This is a genomic window from Actinomyces sp. ph3 (genome assembly GCF_000308055.1).
Taxonomy (GTDB): Bacteria; Actinomycetota; Actinomycetes; order Actinomycetales; family Actinomycetaceae; genus Pauljensenia.
The window spans coordinates 83,701-100,779 of record NZ_CAGY01000005.1 but is presented as its reverse complement, the minus strand read 5'-3'; the positions used below and the strand labels follow the sequence as shown (position 1 = coordinate 100,779).

Annotated in this window: 10 protein-coding genes; 2 read left to right on the top strand and 8 right to left on the bottom strand. The window is 54.0% G+C overall.

Annotation, left to right across the window (positions count from 1 at the left end):
- Positions 1-87 precede the first annotated feature (87 nt).
- The 8 genes from HGAS_RS05665 to HGAS_RS05630 form a co-directional block, all read right to left on the bottom strand.
- Entirely contained in the window at positions 88-2,877 is a 2,790-nt protein-coding gene (locus HGAS_RS05665; RefSeq protein ID WP_019126876.1) for a hypothetical protein, read from the bottom strand.
- Between the two features lies 1 nt (position 2,878).
- Positions 2,879-3,226: a hypothetical protein gene (locus HGAS_RS05660; protein WP_019126875.1), complete on the bottom strand. Its 348-nt coding sequence runs from the start codon at positions 3,224-3,226 to the stop codon at positions 2,879-2,881.
- Between the two features lie 156 nt (positions 3,227-3,382).
- Complete coding sequence (locus HGAS_RS05655; protein ID WP_019126874.1) at positions 3,383-6,205, bottom strand: hypothetical protein; 2,823 nt, start codon at positions 6,203-6,205, stop codon at positions 3,383-3,385.
- A complete protein-coding gene (locus tag HGAS_RS05650; protein ID WP_019126873.1) occupies positions 6,202-6,546 on the bottom strand; it encodes a hypothetical protein in 345 nt (114 codons plus the stop codon). The genes HGAS_RS05655 and HGAS_RS05650 overlap by 4 nt, the downstream gene beginning before the upstream one ends.
- Before the next feature lie 275 nt (positions 6,547-6,821).
- On the bottom strand, positions 6,822-7,142 hold the full coding sequence (locus HGAS_RS05645) for a hypothetical protein (protein ID WP_034234016.1): 321 nt from the start codon (positions 7,140-7,142) through the stop codon (positions 6,822-6,824).
- On the bottom strand, positions 7,103-9,625 hold the full coding sequence (locus tag HGAS_RS08510; protein WP_019126871.1) for a hypothetical protein: 2,523 nt from the start codon (positions 9,623-9,625) through the stop codon (positions 7,103-7,105). Before HGAS_RS08510 ends, HGAS_RS05645 begins: the two co-directional genes overlap by 40 nt.
- Complete coding sequence (locus tag HGAS_RS05635) at positions 9,622-9,960, bottom strand: hypothetical protein (RefSeq protein WP_019126870.1); 339 nt, start codon at positions 9,958-9,960, stop codon at positions 9,622-9,624. The genes HGAS_RS08510 and HGAS_RS05635 overlap by 4 nt, the downstream gene beginning before the upstream one ends.
- Positions 9,961-10,122: 162 nt before the next feature.
- Positions 10,123-14,100, bottom strand: a complete 3,978-nt coding sequence (locus HGAS_RS05630) for a type VII secretion protein EccC (protein ID WP_019126869.1) — start codon at positions 14,098-14,100, stop codon at positions 10,123-10,125.
- Positions 14,101-14,305: 205 nt separating this feature from the next.
- On the opposite strand from HGAS_RS05630, the gene HGAS_RS05625 reads away from it, so the two are divergent.
- Together HGAS_RS05625 and HGAS_RS05620 are read left to right on the top strand one after the other, a co-directional pair.
- Positions 14,306-15,697, top strand: coding sequence for a hypothetical protein (locus HGAS_RS05625; RefSeq protein WP_019126868.1), 1,392 nt, complete (start codon positions 14,306-14,308; stop codon positions 15,695-15,697).
- Positions 15,694-17,079 (top strand): hypothetical protein, encoded by a 1,386-nt coding sequence (locus HGAS_RS05620; protein ID WP_019126867.1) that lies wholly within the window; start codon positions 15,694-15,696, stop codon positions 17,077-17,079. Before HGAS_RS05625 ends, HGAS_RS05620 begins: the two co-directional genes overlap by 4 nt.

The window sequence follows — 17,079 nt, the reverse complement described above, 5'->3', positions numbered from 1 at the left end:
CTGTGGAGGCGGGGGGTCTAAGACCTTCCGCCCCCACCAATCTATTGACATGTATCCGTCATCGATCCAAACAGGTTATTGCGTCCCCTATTTAAGGGGTTCGTTAACCTCACTGTTACAGTCTTTAACCCATGCTTTAGCCTCGTCTAGGTTACCATCCACAGCAGTCACCACATGGCCAAAATCAGTCTTTCGGTCATCATCGCCATCGACTTTTCCCGTGAGATAGCCGATGAGTGCGCTTCGTTGCTCAGCAGTCATAGCACCAAAGTCGGGCATAGCTTGAGTGGGCGATAATCCGCAATCTAATCCCTTAGTCTCGAGAAAATCGGAAATAAGTTCGTCCTTTGTCAGCCCCGAGGCATTTGGCCAGTTATCACGCGCAATAAAGGCAGAGATCACCGCGTCATTAATCTTAGTTTCAGTCTTCTGTTCTATCGCAACGCGTTGGGCGATAGTCTCTTCAGGCACTCCCGTCGGCCAAAACTTCTCGTACAGAGGATCTTTAATCAGCGCATCAGTACCTTTCTGAAGAAGATCAGCCAACGGAACTTTATCCGTCGGAATCTTGCCGATCACATAGTCAACTAATGCCCGCTTCTTTTCATTGTACTCTGCCACTTCCTCGGCAGTGGCAAGACCAGCGTTAACCTCTCCAGCATCAAGACCTGCAATGAGACGGTCCCACCCTCTTAGGTTACTTTGAAGGTTACTCTGCCAATTCGTATCAAAGCTAGAATTCTGAACAGTCTCTTGCGCCGTGTACTCGTAACCTGTCCATGCTGCCTCACGAAGCCTTGTCAACGCAGATGAGTCACGCGCAATATCACTAAACAAGCCATTCTTTGCAACTAATTCTTGCACCTCTTGCTTGGTCATATTCATCTGTGCATAGCCTCCATCGCCACGGTTATTACTACCGTCCGCAAGACCTGTCCCTGCAGTATCCAAAATCTTCGCCAGATCATCAGCCCGCGAAGCAGCAACTTCTGCAACCCATGAGCGCATACCCGAATTATTATGACCGAATATGTCTTCGCCCTGGTCAGTAACTTTATCGTTCTGATCTAATCCGTCTTGGTAGCCAAGCAAAAAGCCTTGCGCAATTCTCGCACGTCTTTTATCGTCGTCTCTCCAGGCGTTATATGCGGCTTCGGCTTTCTTGTAGTCTGGGTCTTCGACGCCCAATGGGTAGTCACTTGAACTAGGCGGGACCATCGGAGCAGCACCGGAGTCATGCTTTGATGCGTCGTTCATCACCTCGCCGAGCGCGTCACCACCATCGAGATATCCGAAGTCTAACGACCAAGAATTAGGACGCGAGCCCGTCAAGTACCTCGCGATGCTCATTTTGCCCGAGTTCGACAACTTCTCACCGTTGTGAACATCGTAAGTCGTAACATCAAATGAGGTGTCTGAATCTAAAACCTTACGTAGTGCGCCGAGACGTTCATTTTCCGCTTTCCAAAGCTCTGCATCCCCAGAGGTCTCCAGATAATCCGGTGTATCGGACAGGTTAAGCAAAGTTTGAACTGGGTCAAGGAGTTGCTCATTCGTAGCCGTCCATGGATGCGCTCTAGTTTCCTTGTCCAAACCGCATAGCTGATATGTTTCCCCGGGCGGGTATCCATTCCCAGCCTTTTCATGATCCCATTCAAGGATATCGGCGAAGACAGATTTACCGCTCGGCGGCGCATAAAAAGCTGCACCAAGGGCCAAAGAGGCATTTTCTCGCGCAGCTACTCCAGCCAACTGAGTAAATATTGAATACCCTTCCAACGGCCCAACATTACGGCCTCCAGGTCCTGCAGGGATCGAATAAGTCTTCCGTCCCGTTTCTTGTAGCTCTTGGAGCTTCGTATTCTGAATGTCAGCAATATGCTGTCCGTCTTTCCCAATCAAGACATCTGATACCAGATCAAAAGACTTTTGAGAACCTAGCATTTCATCAGAAAGATTACTTCCACCCGTTGCTAAAACCATCAGTGTACCGAGGTTCTTGTTTAGATCCTCAAAGTCGCTGTTAGCAAAGAGACCGTGGTTGTCATATGCGGTCATTCGAATTCGAAGTGCAGCATTATTCAATTCATCTACAGTCATGTATTGAGCAATAGCATTAGCGTAGAAGGGATTCGACAGGTACTGGCCGTACTTTTCGTTAATCTCCTTAACCTTTTCCGGCGTCATCGGCTCTGTCTTTAATGCCGCCGCAATCCAAGGCGCTTTTTCTTGTGCATCGGCCCATTGCATAGCGCCACTCAGAATGGGAGTATCTGAACCAAAAAGCGCGGCACCAACACCACTCCGCCCCCTGGAACCAGCCTCATCAGAAACAATGTTCCTGCGGGCTTCGTCAATGGTATTCGCAGTACTTTGAGCCGTCTCATTGAGGAATGAGATATGCCCATCATATTTTCCTCGCAACGTCTCCTGATGCGTACGCAAAGTTGAACGCGCCTTGGTAATCAGACTCTCTTTATCAATCGTTGGGTCATTAACCTCTTGCTGCCCTGCATCCGCAACTGCCGCGTTATATTCAGACAAATAGGTATCCCAAGAGTGCTGGAGGAGAGAAATTTTCCCTCGGATCCCCCTCAACTGATAGTCCCAGTCTTTGAGAGCTTTCCCAGCGGTAGGAAACGCCTCAGACAGTGTTTTAACCTTCACCCCAAGGGCTTGAATCTCCGTCGAAGCAGCATCTGCAGCTGCACCCGTCCATTCCTCTGGGACGGCGTCCTTATTTTTCGCGACCTGGGTATTCCCGATTGCCGTACCCAAGCGTTCAGCCTCAGTCCCCGCCGCAGTTGCGTCCACGTCCACTGAGCCAGGGATCTGCGGAAGGGCTTCCGCACCACTGCTTTTAAGATCAACCGCCATCTCAGAGTTCCTCTCCAACACCCAGACGCGCAGCGGCAGCCCGTGTCTTTGCTTCGTTATACTGCTCGGTACTATCCGCATTTTGCGAATACTCCGACATACCGGAACCCAACAGCGCGCAGGCATCAGAATATTCTTGAGTCGCCCACCCCAAGTAGGTCGCAAAATTCGTCATTGCATTTCTCAACGCAACCACACCTGAACAATCTCCTTGAGGGAAGTCTTCCGCTACGCGATAGTCCCCAAGTTTTGTAACCGCAACACCAACCTGAGCGAGGTCCTCCGCATCAGTCCATTGATCTTTCATCGCAATACCTAATGCATAGCGATCGAAGCTAATATTCGCCATTTGAACCTCTCAACGTTCGGACACGCGCAGCGCGGATCACCGTCGACCGTATAACCGTAGAAACTGTAACATTTCAAGCTTAACAGATACAAAAAGGGGGTTGCCTGCAGGCAACCCACCTTATTGAAATAGTCGATGCGCAAAACACGTGAGCGATCAGTGACGATACACCTCTTGCTTTGAGAAAGCAGCCCAAGTGGTATCCTTTGCTGTCTCAAGCGGCGTTTTCAAATAAGTTCGCTCTTTCAGAAATTCCCTCAAACGGCCCTGCTGCGCATCAGTCATCTCGTTATATGGAGGTAAACCTCCATGCTCATCCGCTTTAACAGGCTTAGAGTAGTGCCCTTCTTCCTCTTTTCTCAAGAATTCAGCCACTAGCTCCTGTTTAGGCGTTCCGTGCGAATTAGGCCATTCATCAAGATCCACATAGGTGCTCGCGAGAGTATCCGAGACTGCCTGAGTCGCCGCATATTCCCGGCCAAGCCTTTTTAAAAATTCCTCTCGATTAAAATCGGTAGGAAGAATGGAATCCAATACCGCATTTTTACCATCATTCGTCACTGCCGAAACCAAAGACTCCAGAATCTTTGGACCAGGCACTTGACTAAAAGGAACCGTACTCGCTACTACGTCAATCCCCTTCCTGATTAGCTTATTTCTATCCGCGATAGCCCTATGCTCAGCGACTTCCTGATCTGAAACTGCAGATTCAATATGTTCAAAGAGCCCGCCCCATTTCTTGACTCCACTATTAACAGCTGAACTCCACTCAGCGCTTTCCGTTGTTTTGGTTGGATCAACGCGATACTCGGAAGCCATAGCCTGAGTCAGATCATGCTTATACCCCGCATAAGCAGCCGCTTGAATAGTGCTAAGAGCAGGGGGACGGCCGCCTTCAAAAGTATCGTCAAATGGATTATTTGGAGTATTTTGCCCACTCACCTGCATCGGATTATCGAAGGCAAGATCAGCAAAGAGCCCTTCCTTACCGTATAACGCATCACGCAGCTTAGGAGAGAGCACAAATTGCGCCTGCCCGGTCGTCGCGCTTATGGAACCTTCATCAACAGCATCATGCGCGCTCTTTACAGTATCTCCGGCGTCGTCCGTATCCATCTGCGCCAGACTCTCAACCCAGTTCGCTAGGATCACACCAGCGTGCGAACGCAACTTCGAATTCGTAGCACCAAACGCGTCTTGCGAACCAATCTTGTCACCATCGTGGTCAAGGCCATCTTGATACCCTGCAGTGAAGTTACCGACAATACGCGCCTGTTGATTAGAAGCTCCCTTCCAGTTGTCCCCTAAAATACTCTTCTCAGCATCGCCCAAAGGACGGGTTGCATCCTCAATCATGGATCCGAACGCGTCACCAGCGTCAACAAAGCCTCTTGGGGGGAAGAGACCATGGTTGCGATTCCCCGTCAGATAACGAGTCATCGGAATCTTCTCCGAGGATTTCTCTCCGTTACGATCCCAGTCGTTCTCAACGTCAAACGACGTGTCTTGCATTAGAAATCCCCGAAGCGCATCTAAACGCCCTTGTTCAGCTCTCGCAAGCTCATGATACTTCGAGACGAAGTCGGGAGTCTGCATGCTATCTGGTGTATCAGATAACAAATACAGTGATTGCAGTGGATCATGAGCACTTGCAGAAGCAACCGGGTTCATTCCTGTGAATTGAACGATTGAGTTAGTGCCATCATTATTTACATTTTCATAACTCGTGGTCGTATGGTCAAAGTCAACAATTTTGGCTGCAAGCGAAGTAGCTTCGCCCTCATACACCCCCTTACCAAACGCCAGATCTGGATTATTAACCGCAGCAAGCGCAGTCGCTTGAGTAAAGATCTGAAAACCTTTCAGCCTGCTAGAGGGCGCGCCGAATGCATAGTCTCGATCGCCCGTCTCTTTAAAAGACTCAATATTTGCCTGCTCAGTTTCAGCGATCGTCGTTCTTCCATCAGTGCCACGAAGATAATTCTTCACCTTTTCGTATACCGCTGAATCTGCTAAGTGATCTTGATCTGCATTGACACCACCTGTGGAAAGTACCATTGCAGTACCAATGCGGCTGATGAATGCATTTCGAGTTGTTACCTCACCTTCGGGCACAATGCCGGCTCTTGCACTTTTGATTGCCAGTCTATTCAGCAGGTCAGAGTAATCGCCCTTACCACCATGCTTACTGCGCCAGTATTCTGCTAATGCTTGGACAAAAAAGGGGTCGTTCAGTTTATCTCCCCATTTACCCATCAAGGCCTTAACTTCTTCTTCATTAAGAGGCCGATTGGAGTTCGCTGCTTCCTCAAAATCAGCCGCCATCCGCGGTACTTCTGCCTGCGCATAAGCCCATCGCTCGGCACCACTAACCAAGGGCATCTCAGGGCCAAAAAACTCCGCGCCAACAGCATTACGCCCACGTTTCACAGCATCGGGAGAAATTTTACTGTCAGCCGCAGCCCTAATCGCATCTGCAGCCTGACTTGCGGCATCGTTTAACTGGTGAAGTTGGTCGTCATAGGATTTTTTAAGTTGACGCTGTGCGCCGTCAAGTATCGCCCTAGCGTTCTTCTCTTCGACCTGCCCCGTAAAGTTGTCGTCAGTTGCTCTGCGAGCGGCGATATCCCCCATTGCCTTATTGTAGTTAGCAATCGCCTCATCCCACCGCTGCTGCAGCCCAGTTACAACCTGAACTGCCTCATTTACTTTGCCTTCCCATTCTGTGAGGGTTTTTGCTGGACCCGGGAAAACAGTGGCGAGGTCAGATATCTTCTCTCCAAGCTTCCCGACCTCTACTTTGACAGCGTCCGCAGTTGCACCTTCCAATGAAGTGATGGCACCACTACCATTCTGAACAACTTGAGTCTGAGTTAGGGCTGATCCGATCGCGTTCCAATGAGAAGAAATTTCAGATGCGTGAGAAACAGACTTTGGCAACTCCAGTGCTTCAGACCCAGGCCTAAGACTAATGCTCATTTATTCCACTCCACTCCAAGTTTCAGCGCACGTTCACGGTTATAGTGCTCGGTACTATCAAAGTTCTGCGCCACCTTTTCAAGTCCAGAACCAAGGTTGGCTGCAGCATCTGAACACTCAAGAACAACCCACGCCATTGCTTTATCAAAGGCATCAATCGCTGATATCAATTTAGATGGGCCTTGACTATCAGTACTCGGAAGAGGATAAGCCGATCCAGCCGACGAAATACGCCCGATTGCGGCTCCGATCTGCCCAAGCGACTCAGCATCCTTCCAGTTTTCTTGCATTTGAATGCCCGCCGCTTCGTAGTCGAAGGTAATTGCTACTTTTTCTCCCACAAACTTCTCATTTCAGTACATCAGCGAGGCAACAAGATTTCGGTCAGCACCTCTGTGGCCTGCGAATTTACGAATGAAAATTTACCGTTTCAACCATTAAGTTTGCTGAAATTTCAGTGCACCAAACCTCGACAATACTTTCATCACTCGATTGTCAGAGAAGAAACGTTGGACATTAGTCAGCTAGAACATTTGTGGCAAGAAAAAGGTGCTGCCTGCGAAAAACCGCAGGCAGCACCCCTTAAAGCGCCGATTAACCGAAGTTGACTACAGCATCAGTTACCGCCACCCGATGGTTTTTCCGCACGACCATCGTTCTGCGCATTCTGCTGGGCGTCATATTGACCATCGAGCAAGGGCCGAAAATCACTGTTCTTCCCTCTAAAGTACTGGCGCACAGAATCTCTTTGCACTTTCGAAAGAGAATCATAAGAATCGCGCGTACCATCAGAATTAACAAACGGGAGGTCCTTATCAGCGAAGGCCTGAGTACCTGGCGAAACGTCAACCGTTCCCGCATTTTCCGTCCAATGATCCGAATCATACATCGCGCGAATTAAGCCATTTTGCATAAGATCATGCGATTTAGCTTCCATCTTCGAATGAGATTGCCAGCCCTTAAGCTCGTTATCCGTCGGGAAAAAGTGATCAAGGGCCTTCCCCGCTGCAGCTTGCGCTGCCTTTTCAGCAAGCGCCCCACCAGCGGGCACTTGACTGGCTGCATAGTCCGTTCCCTTGTCGACAATAAAATCAACAATTTGACGTGCCCTCCTATTGGACGCGTCAAGCGCCTTACCAATCGCGGTACTCTGGTCCGCATTCGCGTCGAAAGTCTCATGATAAGTTCCGTCCAGCGGCTATTAGCGCCCTGAATCTTTTGCATGCGAACATGATAATCAGGATTTTGTAGCCCGTCGTAGACATCACCCATATATCCAGTGTAGGCAGCAACTTGAACCGCTTGGAGCGCAGGCATACGGCCCCTCTTGTACGTATCGTCCAAGAGGTTCTTCTTGGTTCCACCGTCACTTTCCAGCTCAGGCTGGTCAAATGCAAGGTCTTGTAACAGCCCGCCTTCTTGCTTGAAGCGTGTCACAATATCGCGCCCGAACTGCATGTGACCAGAATGCCCCTCGCCTGGGGCTGAAGATGCCTCCATGCTACCTTCACCGGTGCTGTTATGCATTTCGGAAGCTAAGTCATCAACATACGGCGAAATAATAGATCCCATCCACGAACGCAGAGCCCAATTCTTATGGCCGAAGACGTCTTCACCCTTAATATGATCCGGATCACTAAGTATTGCTGAATGCGAGTAATCAAGACCATCCTGATAGCCAGCCATAGTATTCGCAGCAATCGCCGCGCGCGTAAGCCGATCATTCTCCCAAATCTTATGAGCCGTCTTATCACTCGCGGGAGGCTCAGGAACATCAGCTGTCTTCGGGTTAGACGCGTCATTTAACATATCGCCAAGCGCCTCACCACCATCAATATTCCCCAGTAGATCAACATCATCTGCATGGCGATTTCCGGCTAGATAACGCGCAAAAGTAATCTTCCCGTCTTCACGCCCCTCAGGCAGATCCACATCAAATGAGGTGTTTGAATTCAAGAAATCCCTCAGGTGCATAAGGCGCGTTCCCTCAGCGTTCTGCAGCGCGGAAGGAGCACTTCCGTCTGCAATCCTTTCGGGAGTGTCAGAAAGCTGGAAAAGCGACTGAAGCGGATCATGAGATAGCTTCCAAGCCTTATCATCAGCATCCGTCGAATGCACGATCGATGCAAGATCAACTCCCGCGCCTGGATTCATTGCGTTCATACTCGGGTGCTTCTGATCGTACTCAACGATCTTTCCGGCTAAGGAATCTGCACCACCTTCGTATACTCCCTTCCCGAAAGTCAAGTCCGGATTCTTCACCCCTGCAAAGCCGGTCGCTTGGGTGAAAATCTGATAACCATCCAAGCTTGAATCGCCCCGTTGGCGGTCGTATACCTTATCCCCCGTTGATTTAAACGACTCAATATTGGCATGCTCAATCTGCTCAATTGTCGTCTTGCCGTCATGACCACGCAATCCAGCCTTTACCTGAGCATATTCGGCACTCGTGGCGATCCCATCTTTGCTAGCATCTGACCCGCCCGTTGCGAGCACCATGGCATTACCAATACTGTTGACAAAGGAATTTCGAGTCTCACCCTCACCAGCAGGAAGGTTTGATGACCCAGCCGCATTCACAGTCAGCCTATTTAGCATGTCGGAAAAGTTGGCATCTTTTCCATGCTTATCGCGGTAGGAGTCAGCTAGGGCTTGGACCCAGTAAGGATTCTGCAGTTTATCGCCCCATTTTTCCTGAAGTTTCTTGACCTCCGCTTCGGTCAAAGGCTTATCAGAATTCGCAGCCTTCTCAAGATCATCACGTAGTTGGGGAGCCTTCGTGCGAGCATAGTCCCATTCAGCAGCACCATCAGCGATAGGCATATCCTTACCAAAAAGTTCAGCACCAACCGCAGCGCGACCACCCTTCACCACATCGGCAGGGATCGTATCATTTGAAGTCTTCTGAATTTCTGTGGCAGCCGTATTTGCAGCATCGCTCAGCTGATGAATCTCGTCATCATAAGACTTTTTCAGCGGAGCCTGAGCAGAAGCCAAGGTACTCTCGGCAGCTTGGAGATCCGAAGCCGGGTTATATTCCTTATCCGTCGCGGCTCGGGCATTGATTTCGGATATTGTCTTCTTGTAGGCAGCAATCGCATCATCCCACTGCGTTTGCAGGCCCTCGACGGTTTTGATCCCCTGGCTATTGCGCGCTTCCCAGGTGGTGAGTGCACTTGCAGGAGTAGCAAATTGTCCTGATAGACCCGAAAGCTTCCCGCCGAGTGCTTGAATTTCAGCAGATGCCGCATCCGCTGCTGCTCCCGTCCAAGATTCAGCAGGAACCGAGGAATGCTGAGCTGCCTGTGTTTGACCGATTGCCGAACCGATAGCTTTCCAATGCGAAGCAACTTCGGATGCTCCAGTAACAGGCTTGGGCGACTCAAGAGCCTCCGCGCCAGGTCGAAGGTCAGCACTCATTTATTCCACTCCACTCCCAGTTGAGCTGCACGTTCACGGTTGTAGGACTCAGTCTCATCGAAGTTTGCCGACGCACCAGCTGTCGCCGATCCCAAGTTCGATGCGGCATCTGAATACTCGTAGATGACCATTGACATCGCCTCGTTAAAGGCCTTCACTGCAGATTTCAACGCCTGCGGGCCAGGACCTCCGGGACCAGGAAGAGGCTCCGCAACTTGGTCGGCTGAGATGCGTTTCGTTGACGCACCAATTCGCCCGAGAGACTCAGCATCCTGCCACTGAGCTTTCGCAACAACTCCAACCGCTTCTCGGTCGAAACTGATCTTATCTGCCACAGTTCAATTCTTTCCGTTGTGACCGGCCACACCTGTACGCCACACGCACGAACCTAGCCTGGTCAGGGAACTTACCAGTCGACAAGTTACCATCTCAAACATCGAACTCCCTGAGAGTTTCACGCTTCAAGACTCAATGCGGTCCAAATGAACGCATCCCGTCTACTTAACCCGCGACTCGGACCACGCCATCTGCGCCAAGAAGGTTCCTTGATCACGCGAGACAACCAAGCCTCGACCCTTGGGAAGAATGCGCGGACGCTCGCGGCCAATAACCATGCCCTCGGAAGGATTACCCGACATCATGATGCCGGTTGCCGACAACTCGGATAGGGACTGCAAAATCTGCTCGTAGGACGCACGCGAAGCCCCACCCATACGGCGAGTAATCACCAAGTGGAAACCGATGTCTTGCGCCTGCGACAACAGAGGCTGAAGCGGAGCCAAAGGTGAGCCACTCAGACCACCGGTGGAAATCAGGTCGTAGTCGTCAACCAAAACCCAGGCCTCGGCTCCCTTCCACCAATTGCGCTTACGCAACTGCTCGGGCGTCACGTCCGGTCCCGGAAGACGCATACGCAGCTGTTCGGCAACTGCCTCCATGCTTCCCTGGATTTCATCACGGTTGGTGATGTACATCGGCATTTCCGATTCATCCCACTCGCCCAGCAGGGAGCGTCGCACGTCGACGACAACCAGCATGGCGCGACGCGAACCTGGCTTTGCCAGCACCTGGTTGCCCAAGTTGCGCAAGAACGCGGTCTTTCCACACTTCGCGTCACCGTAGACATACATGTGCGATTCGTTTTCCGGATCGAAAGTCCACGGGCTCAAGCGGCGTTCTTCCAAACCAAGAACAATCTTCTGCTGCTTGCCGTGAGTTGCCTCGATCTGGGAAACGGTGATCTTCTCTGGGAGCAAACGCAGACGCGGGCCGGGTTCGGTCGCAGAAGCAATGCGCGCAAGCGTCTTTTCGACACCCTCACCGATCGTGGCCGGATCATGATCACCATCAGCACGCGGGAGGGCAACCAGCATGTGGTGACCGGTCATAGACAAACCACGTCCCGGACGTCCCTCGGGGACCTTGCTACCGATCTCGCGACGGAACTCAGAATCCGAAGGATCACCCATACGTAGCTCCATGCGGGAGCCGAAGATGTCCTGCATCTGGATACGGAAGTCCATCTTGCGCAGTGCCGTGGCAATGAAGTGAACACCAAAAGACAGCGCGCGTTCGGCCATCAGACGGATACGGTCTTCTGCGTCCGAGAAATCACTTCGCAATGTTCCCCAGCCGTCGACGACAAGGAAGATATCGCCATAGCCATCGTCAAAGCGTCCCTGAGCGCGGCCTCGGCGATAGGTCGCCATGGAGTCGATACGGTTCGCACGGAAGTAAGCAGCTCGGTCCTCAATGATGCCTTCAATTTCGGACACCATACGGTTCAAGATGTCCTCATCCTCTCGAGAGGCAACACCCGCGACGTGAGCGGCACCCTCGAAAGCGGCAAAAGTACCCGAGAAATCGATAACGAAGAACTGGACTTCCTTCGGCGTATGGGTCAGCGACAGAGCCATGACAATCGAGCGCAATGCCGTGGACTTACCGGAGAGCGGGCCGCCCAAGATCGACATGTGACCGCCAGCACCGGCGAAGTCGTATTCCAAAACCTCGCGCCGCTGTTCGTGCGGAAGGTCGACGATACCCATGGGGATGTGCAGCGGTCCCTTCGCACGCCATTCGTGCGAGATGAGGCCGAGTTCGGGATCCACAGCCAAGTCGGGCATGAGCGAATCCATGGTGTCGGGAACATCCAAAGGAGGCAGCCACACCTGGTGGGCAGGCATACCCTTGCCCTTCATGCGCGCGACCGCGATATCAATCTCGGTCATCCCCTCCCAGCGCTCATCGCCGGGCGCAACCAGGCCGCCCTCGGGAATTGCCTCTTCCTCGGGAGTGTTGTCCAGTACCTCCCCCAAAGAGAAGGGAAGCAGTCGGATCTGCGAGGCCTCGGAACCCGAACTGGGCAACACACTACGAGGCGGCGGCGGAGCTGCGACGTAGGAGGCGCGGAAGCGGATCAACTGATCCGTACCCGGCTGGAGGAAACCAGAGCCCGGGTAGGGAGGAAGGTCGTAGGCGTCCGTCACGCCCAGAACCTCGCGTGATTCCGAAGCCGAGAAGGTCTTCAAACCAATGCGGTATGACAGGTGCGAATCCAAGCCCTTGAGCTTTCCGGACTCCAAGCGCTGCGAGGACAGAAGAATGTGGATCGACAAGGATCGGCCCAGACGACCAATTGCCACGAAGAGCTCACCAAAGTCAGGCTTGGCGGTCAGAAGTTCAGAGAATTCGTCAAGGATGATGAAGAGCGCCGGAAGGACTGGGAAGTCATGCTTCCCAGCTATACGATCCGCTTCATAATCCGTGACATTTGCATAGTTACCGGCATCACGCAGGATCTCTTGGCGACGGACCATTTCACCATGAAGAGCATCTTCCATACGGTCAACCAGAGACAGCTCCGACTCCAGGTTTGAAATCATCGCAGAGACGTGAGGCAGGTCTGACATACCGGCGAAGGTCGCACCACCCTTGAAGTCAACCAGAACGAAGTTCAGCTGCTCGGGAGAGTGCGTGAGCGCAAGTGCAAGCACCAAGGTACGCAGCACCTCGGACTTACCGGAACCGGTCGCACCGATCAGCAGGCCGTGCGGGCCCATGCCCTGCTGGGCGGCTTCCTTAATGTCCAAAACAACCGGAATACCCTCGGGGGTGACAGCGAAGGGAACGCGCAGACGATCGCGGCCATTGCGGCGCTTCCACTGCCGTTCCGCATCGAAGTCACGAATATCGCCGATATTGAGCAATTCCATGAGGTCTTGAGAACGCTTGGGGTCGGGCTTACCGACGGGGGTTGCCGCATCCCTGCCACCGGCGGTCAGGAAGCGGGTCAGGCGACGGGCCACGGCCTCGGCCTGAGGAATTCCCATGTAGTCGGCGTTGGCGAGCACTGGCTTTGCCTCAAGAAGCAGAACTTCCATGGGGGTGTGCTCATCGTTCGCGGGATGCAAAAGCAGACGAACACCGGTGGGGTTCATGAACATGCCCCACGAGGTCAGGACCTTCATGATCGTCACGCCTGCGCAGCCCTCAATAGAGCCCAGGTGCGAATCGGGAGGAAGCTCGGCACCGTCGGTAATCACGATCAAATGCGGCCAGGGGCTTGCGTCATTTCGAGGCTGGAAGTGGCCTCGGGTCGTCATTTCCTCACCCAAGAGATCCTCGAGCTCGGCGTAGCTGGTGCACACCATACGCGCACCACCCAGAGCGTCAGTGACCTCTGCGGAACGGATATGAGGCAGCCACTTCATCCACTCCCAGTTCGGGAGGTTTTCGGGAGTCGTCAATACCGCGATCTTCAGGGCCGAATCTGGCGTCATAACCGCAAGGTGGCAGATCATCGAGCGGACTTCTCCGCGAGCGCGCTCGCCATCACCGGCGACCTCGACATGAGAGAACTGACCCAAGTCCAGGCTGAAAGGAAGGTCTTCAACGGTCTTGTGGACATCTAAGAAACGGCGCATCGCCGAATGGCAGACGACATCGGGGTTCGCCATCTGGGGAATATCGGGTTCGACCAAGCGCATGGCCAGTTCCTGGTCAGACGTTCCGATTCGAGTGGAGACAGAAGTATCGTCGCCCACTTCGCGTTCCCACAGGCGCGAGCCTTCTTCGGCTAAAAGCACCAGCGAGTCCGGCTCAGGCAGGTACCACTGCATGAAGATTCGCTGCTTCGCGGCAATATTACGCACGCTGGTTCGAGTCTCTGACAGGTAGGAGAGGTATTCGCGACGCTGGGAGTTGACCTTGTTACGGTACTGCGAGACCTGGCGGTAGATGTTGAAACCAACCATGGAGAGCATCATGAAGACCATGCCGCCCGCCATCAGAAGCATTCGCGTGTTCTGCCCCTGAGTCAGCGCCATGATGACCATGACACCCATGGAGCCCATCATGGGGATCGCGGTAGCAAGGATCGAACCCATACCGCCGGCTTCAACCTGGCTGGGTGGCTTTTCTACAGCGATTTCACCGCTGGGGAGCTCGGGGGCTTCCATTTCATTGACGGCCATACAGTCTCCTGGAGTGCAATCTCCCGTTTTCCTTCATTTCTGTATGTATCCTAGCTTGTAGCACGAGCAGTCGTGGCATGGCACTGATCTGGTCAGGTAGTCTGAATGATGACTTTTGAACAGAATCGGTGAAAGAACCTCAGCGGATCAATAGCCGGATCGGCACCGAGGACAATTCCCGGCACAACCGCATGAAGGAGGAGGCGTGACCCAGAAACAGGCAGCGGTAACCGTCACCGACGCTTCCGGCGTCAAAGATTTGGTTGTTCCGCTGGGAACAACGGTCACTGGCCTACTCTCCATGCTTGATATCGATTCAAGCGATCCAAGCCTGCAAATCACCGGTGCCGACGGCCGTCCTCTTAATCTTGGCGCGGTCTTGGGGACTGACCTTCCCCAGGGAGTCCTCATCTCCATTACCTCTGGCCGCGAGCGCCAGCGTCAAGAACAACGCGCAATTGAGCGAGCTTCCGACCCCTGGTTCCGCCCTTCCCTTGCTCTGAGCATCTGCGCCCTGCTGGCATTTGCAATGGACGCGGTCCTGATCTTCTGCACTCTTTTCGCTCAGCTATTGACCATCATTGCGGGCGTGCCGTGGTGGGCGCCTTTGACAATCGGTGTCCTCTCACTTGCTCTTTGCCTTGTCGTCCTCTACCAAAAACGCGTCCACTCCAACGCCGGATTGTTGTCCGGATGGACACTCGGCGCGGGGCTCTCTTTCCTTGGTATCCTCCCCGCTCTGGGAAGCGCAGGAATCTATCTTGAGGCCTCGCAAATCTCCACGATGTCGCAGGTCGCCGCACTTCTCTTCCCTCTGTGGGGAGCAACCGGCGTTGCACTTGGACTCTGGCTCTGGCGTCCCACTCCCCTCACAAGCGCACACGCGCTCAGTTGGGGCGTTCTCACGGCAAGCGCGACTGTCTTGACCTATCTCAATGCTTCCCTCACCAGAGTTGCGCCCTTCGCAATCGCCTGCGCGGTATGCGCAATCACCGCCTCGCCCAGCTTGTCAGTACGGATACCCGCGACCCAGCTGCTGGATATGCCGCTAGTGACGACCTCCGCGCCCACTGTCCGCGCACCCGAGGTTCCCTCTCCTTCGCGCATTACCGGCCGCCGCGTCAACCGCACCGTCACTGATGCGACCTCACGTACTCGATTGGTCCAATACCTTGGTCTGGGCCTGATCATTGTTGCGGTTCCCGTGATCTACTCAATGATCGGGATTCATTCGTGGCAGCAGATCGCCTCGCTGGTGCTGGTATGTGCATCAGTCATTGCGCTGGTCGTTGTTCCCCGCGAGCGCCGCTGGGCTTCCTCGCGAGTTGTTCCCCGCGTGGGAGCGGTCATTTTGCTTGCAACGCTGCTCATTTCCCCCGCTTCCCGAGCCCTTCTTGGCACTCCCATTGCAGCAGCTGTTCTTGTCTTCATCGGTTGCGTTTCTCTTCTGTGGACTCGCCTGCGTTCAGGCAAAGAACAATCCGCACTTATTGGGCGCTTTACCGATATTTTCCAAGCACTGTCATTGACTGTTGTTTTCCCTGCCGCGTTCTTCGCCGCGGATCTTTTTGAACTCGTTCGACAGGTGGCATCATGAGTGAGCTTCGCATTACCCCAGTCCAGGTCCCCGTTTCTCAGGCAAAAGGTGTGGACCCGGCTCATCTGGCCGTTGCTCAACAAGGTAGTGTCCAGCGAGGCCTCCCCCAGCCCAGGGTGACATATTCAGCGCCCGCGAACGGTGGCGCTCTGGTTACCGCCTACCTCATTGACCTTGCATGTCTTGTCGCAATTACCGCGCTTTCATGGTGGTTCTATCCCTCGATCGCCATTGCAGTGATCGTTGCGCTTGAGACATGGATCGTTGGCACTCTGATTCGCGCCCATTCGGGACGGACTCCCGGCGCTTTCGTCATGCAAGTGGCCGCAATTTCAATGGCACCCGTAGCCACCGATGCAGGTCCCGAGGCCGGTCACGCCCCCGGCTTGGCTCGCCAGAGCGCGCACAGCCTGATCATGCTGCTCTTGCACGCGACTGTCGTTGGACCGGCCGTCACTTGGGTTATTGCCCGAGATGGCCAAACCTGGGTTGACCGCGTCTGCGGGATGGGGAACCTTGACGTCCGCGCTGGCCGCACAGACGCCGGCGCTCCCGCTTATTCCCAGCAGCTTTCCCCCTCGTTTGCCGAGGCCTCGGCTGGGGTTGGGGCCGCACCTGCACAGCCTCAGGGAATGGATCCCGCCGCACTTGCCCCGGCACATCAGTGGGCAGGGCCGCGCGTTGCGTCCCCCGAAGTTCCTGCTTCCGAGCCTGCTGTTTTGAGTGTTCCGCCAGCGGGAGTTCCTGTAGGCGACCTACCAGCACCATCACCGATGCCCGAGGCTCCCAGCCAGGTCCTCAGCGAGATGCCCGCGCCCATGCCTACGCAGCAAGCTGCACAGACTCCGGCCGCGCCCAAGGTTCCCACTCCCCCGCGCCACAGCACAGCCTCTGCAATGCCACGAGTTCCGCAGGTGCCAATGCCCCAGGCTGGCACACCTCAGCAGGCCGGCAGCGCTCCGCAGAACGCTGGTCAGCGGACTCATACGCAGCCAGTGGCCCCTCAGGCCGCTCCCGCAACGAGCGCACCGGCTTCTGTCCCCGCATTTGCGCAGGCAGCGCCACTGGCGATCATCGTTGATGACGGACAGCGAATCGAAGTCAATGCTCCCATCGTGTTGGGACGCGCTCCCGAACAGACGCATTCTGATGCACGGGCAGTAGCAATTGCTGATTCCACGCGTTCCCTGTCGCGCACGCACTTGCGTGTCGCACCAGCCGATGGCGATGCGATGTGGGTCGAGGACACCTTCTCGGCGAATGGCACGCGGTTGCAGGCCCCCGATGGCACCACGCAGCGACTCCCCCGCGGTGAACGCGTCAAGGTATCGCTGGGTACGGTGCTTCTGCTGGGCGAGCGGAAGTTGTCGGTTAGTCGATAA

What these genes read in the sequence shown, in the direction of transcription:
- HGAS_RS05655 (WP_019126874.1), bottom strand. Translation starts at nt 6,205, where the DNA reads ATGAGCATTAGTCTTAGGCCTGGGTCTGAAGCACTGGAGTTGCCAAAG.
- HGAS_RS05630 (WP_019126869.1), bottom strand. Translation starts at nt 14,100, where the DNA reads ATGGCCGTCAATGAAATGGAAGCCCCCGAGCTCCCCAGCGGTGAAATC.
- HGAS_RS05665 (WP_019126876.1), bottom strand. Translation starts at nt 2,877, where the DNA reads ATGGCGGTTGATCTTAAAAGCAGTGGTGCGGAAGCCCTTCCGCAGATC.
- HGAS_RS05620 (WP_019126867.1), top strand. Translation starts at nt 15,694, where the DNA reads ATGAGTGAGCTTCGCATTACCCCAGTCCAGGTCCCCGTTTCTCAGGCA.
- HGAS_RS05645 (WP_034234016.1), bottom strand. Translation starts at nt 7,142, where the DNA reads ATGGAAGCTAAATCGCATGATCTTATGCAAAATGGCTTAATTCGCGCG.
- HGAS_RS08510 (WP_019126871.1), bottom strand. Translation starts at nt 9,625, where the DNA reads ATGAGTGCTGACCTTCGACCTGGCGCGGAGGCTCTTGAGTCGCCCAAG.
- HGAS_RS05660 (WP_019126875.1), bottom strand. Translation starts at nt 3,226, where the DNA reads ATGGCGAATATTAGCTTCGATCGCTATGCATTAGGTATTGCGATGAAA.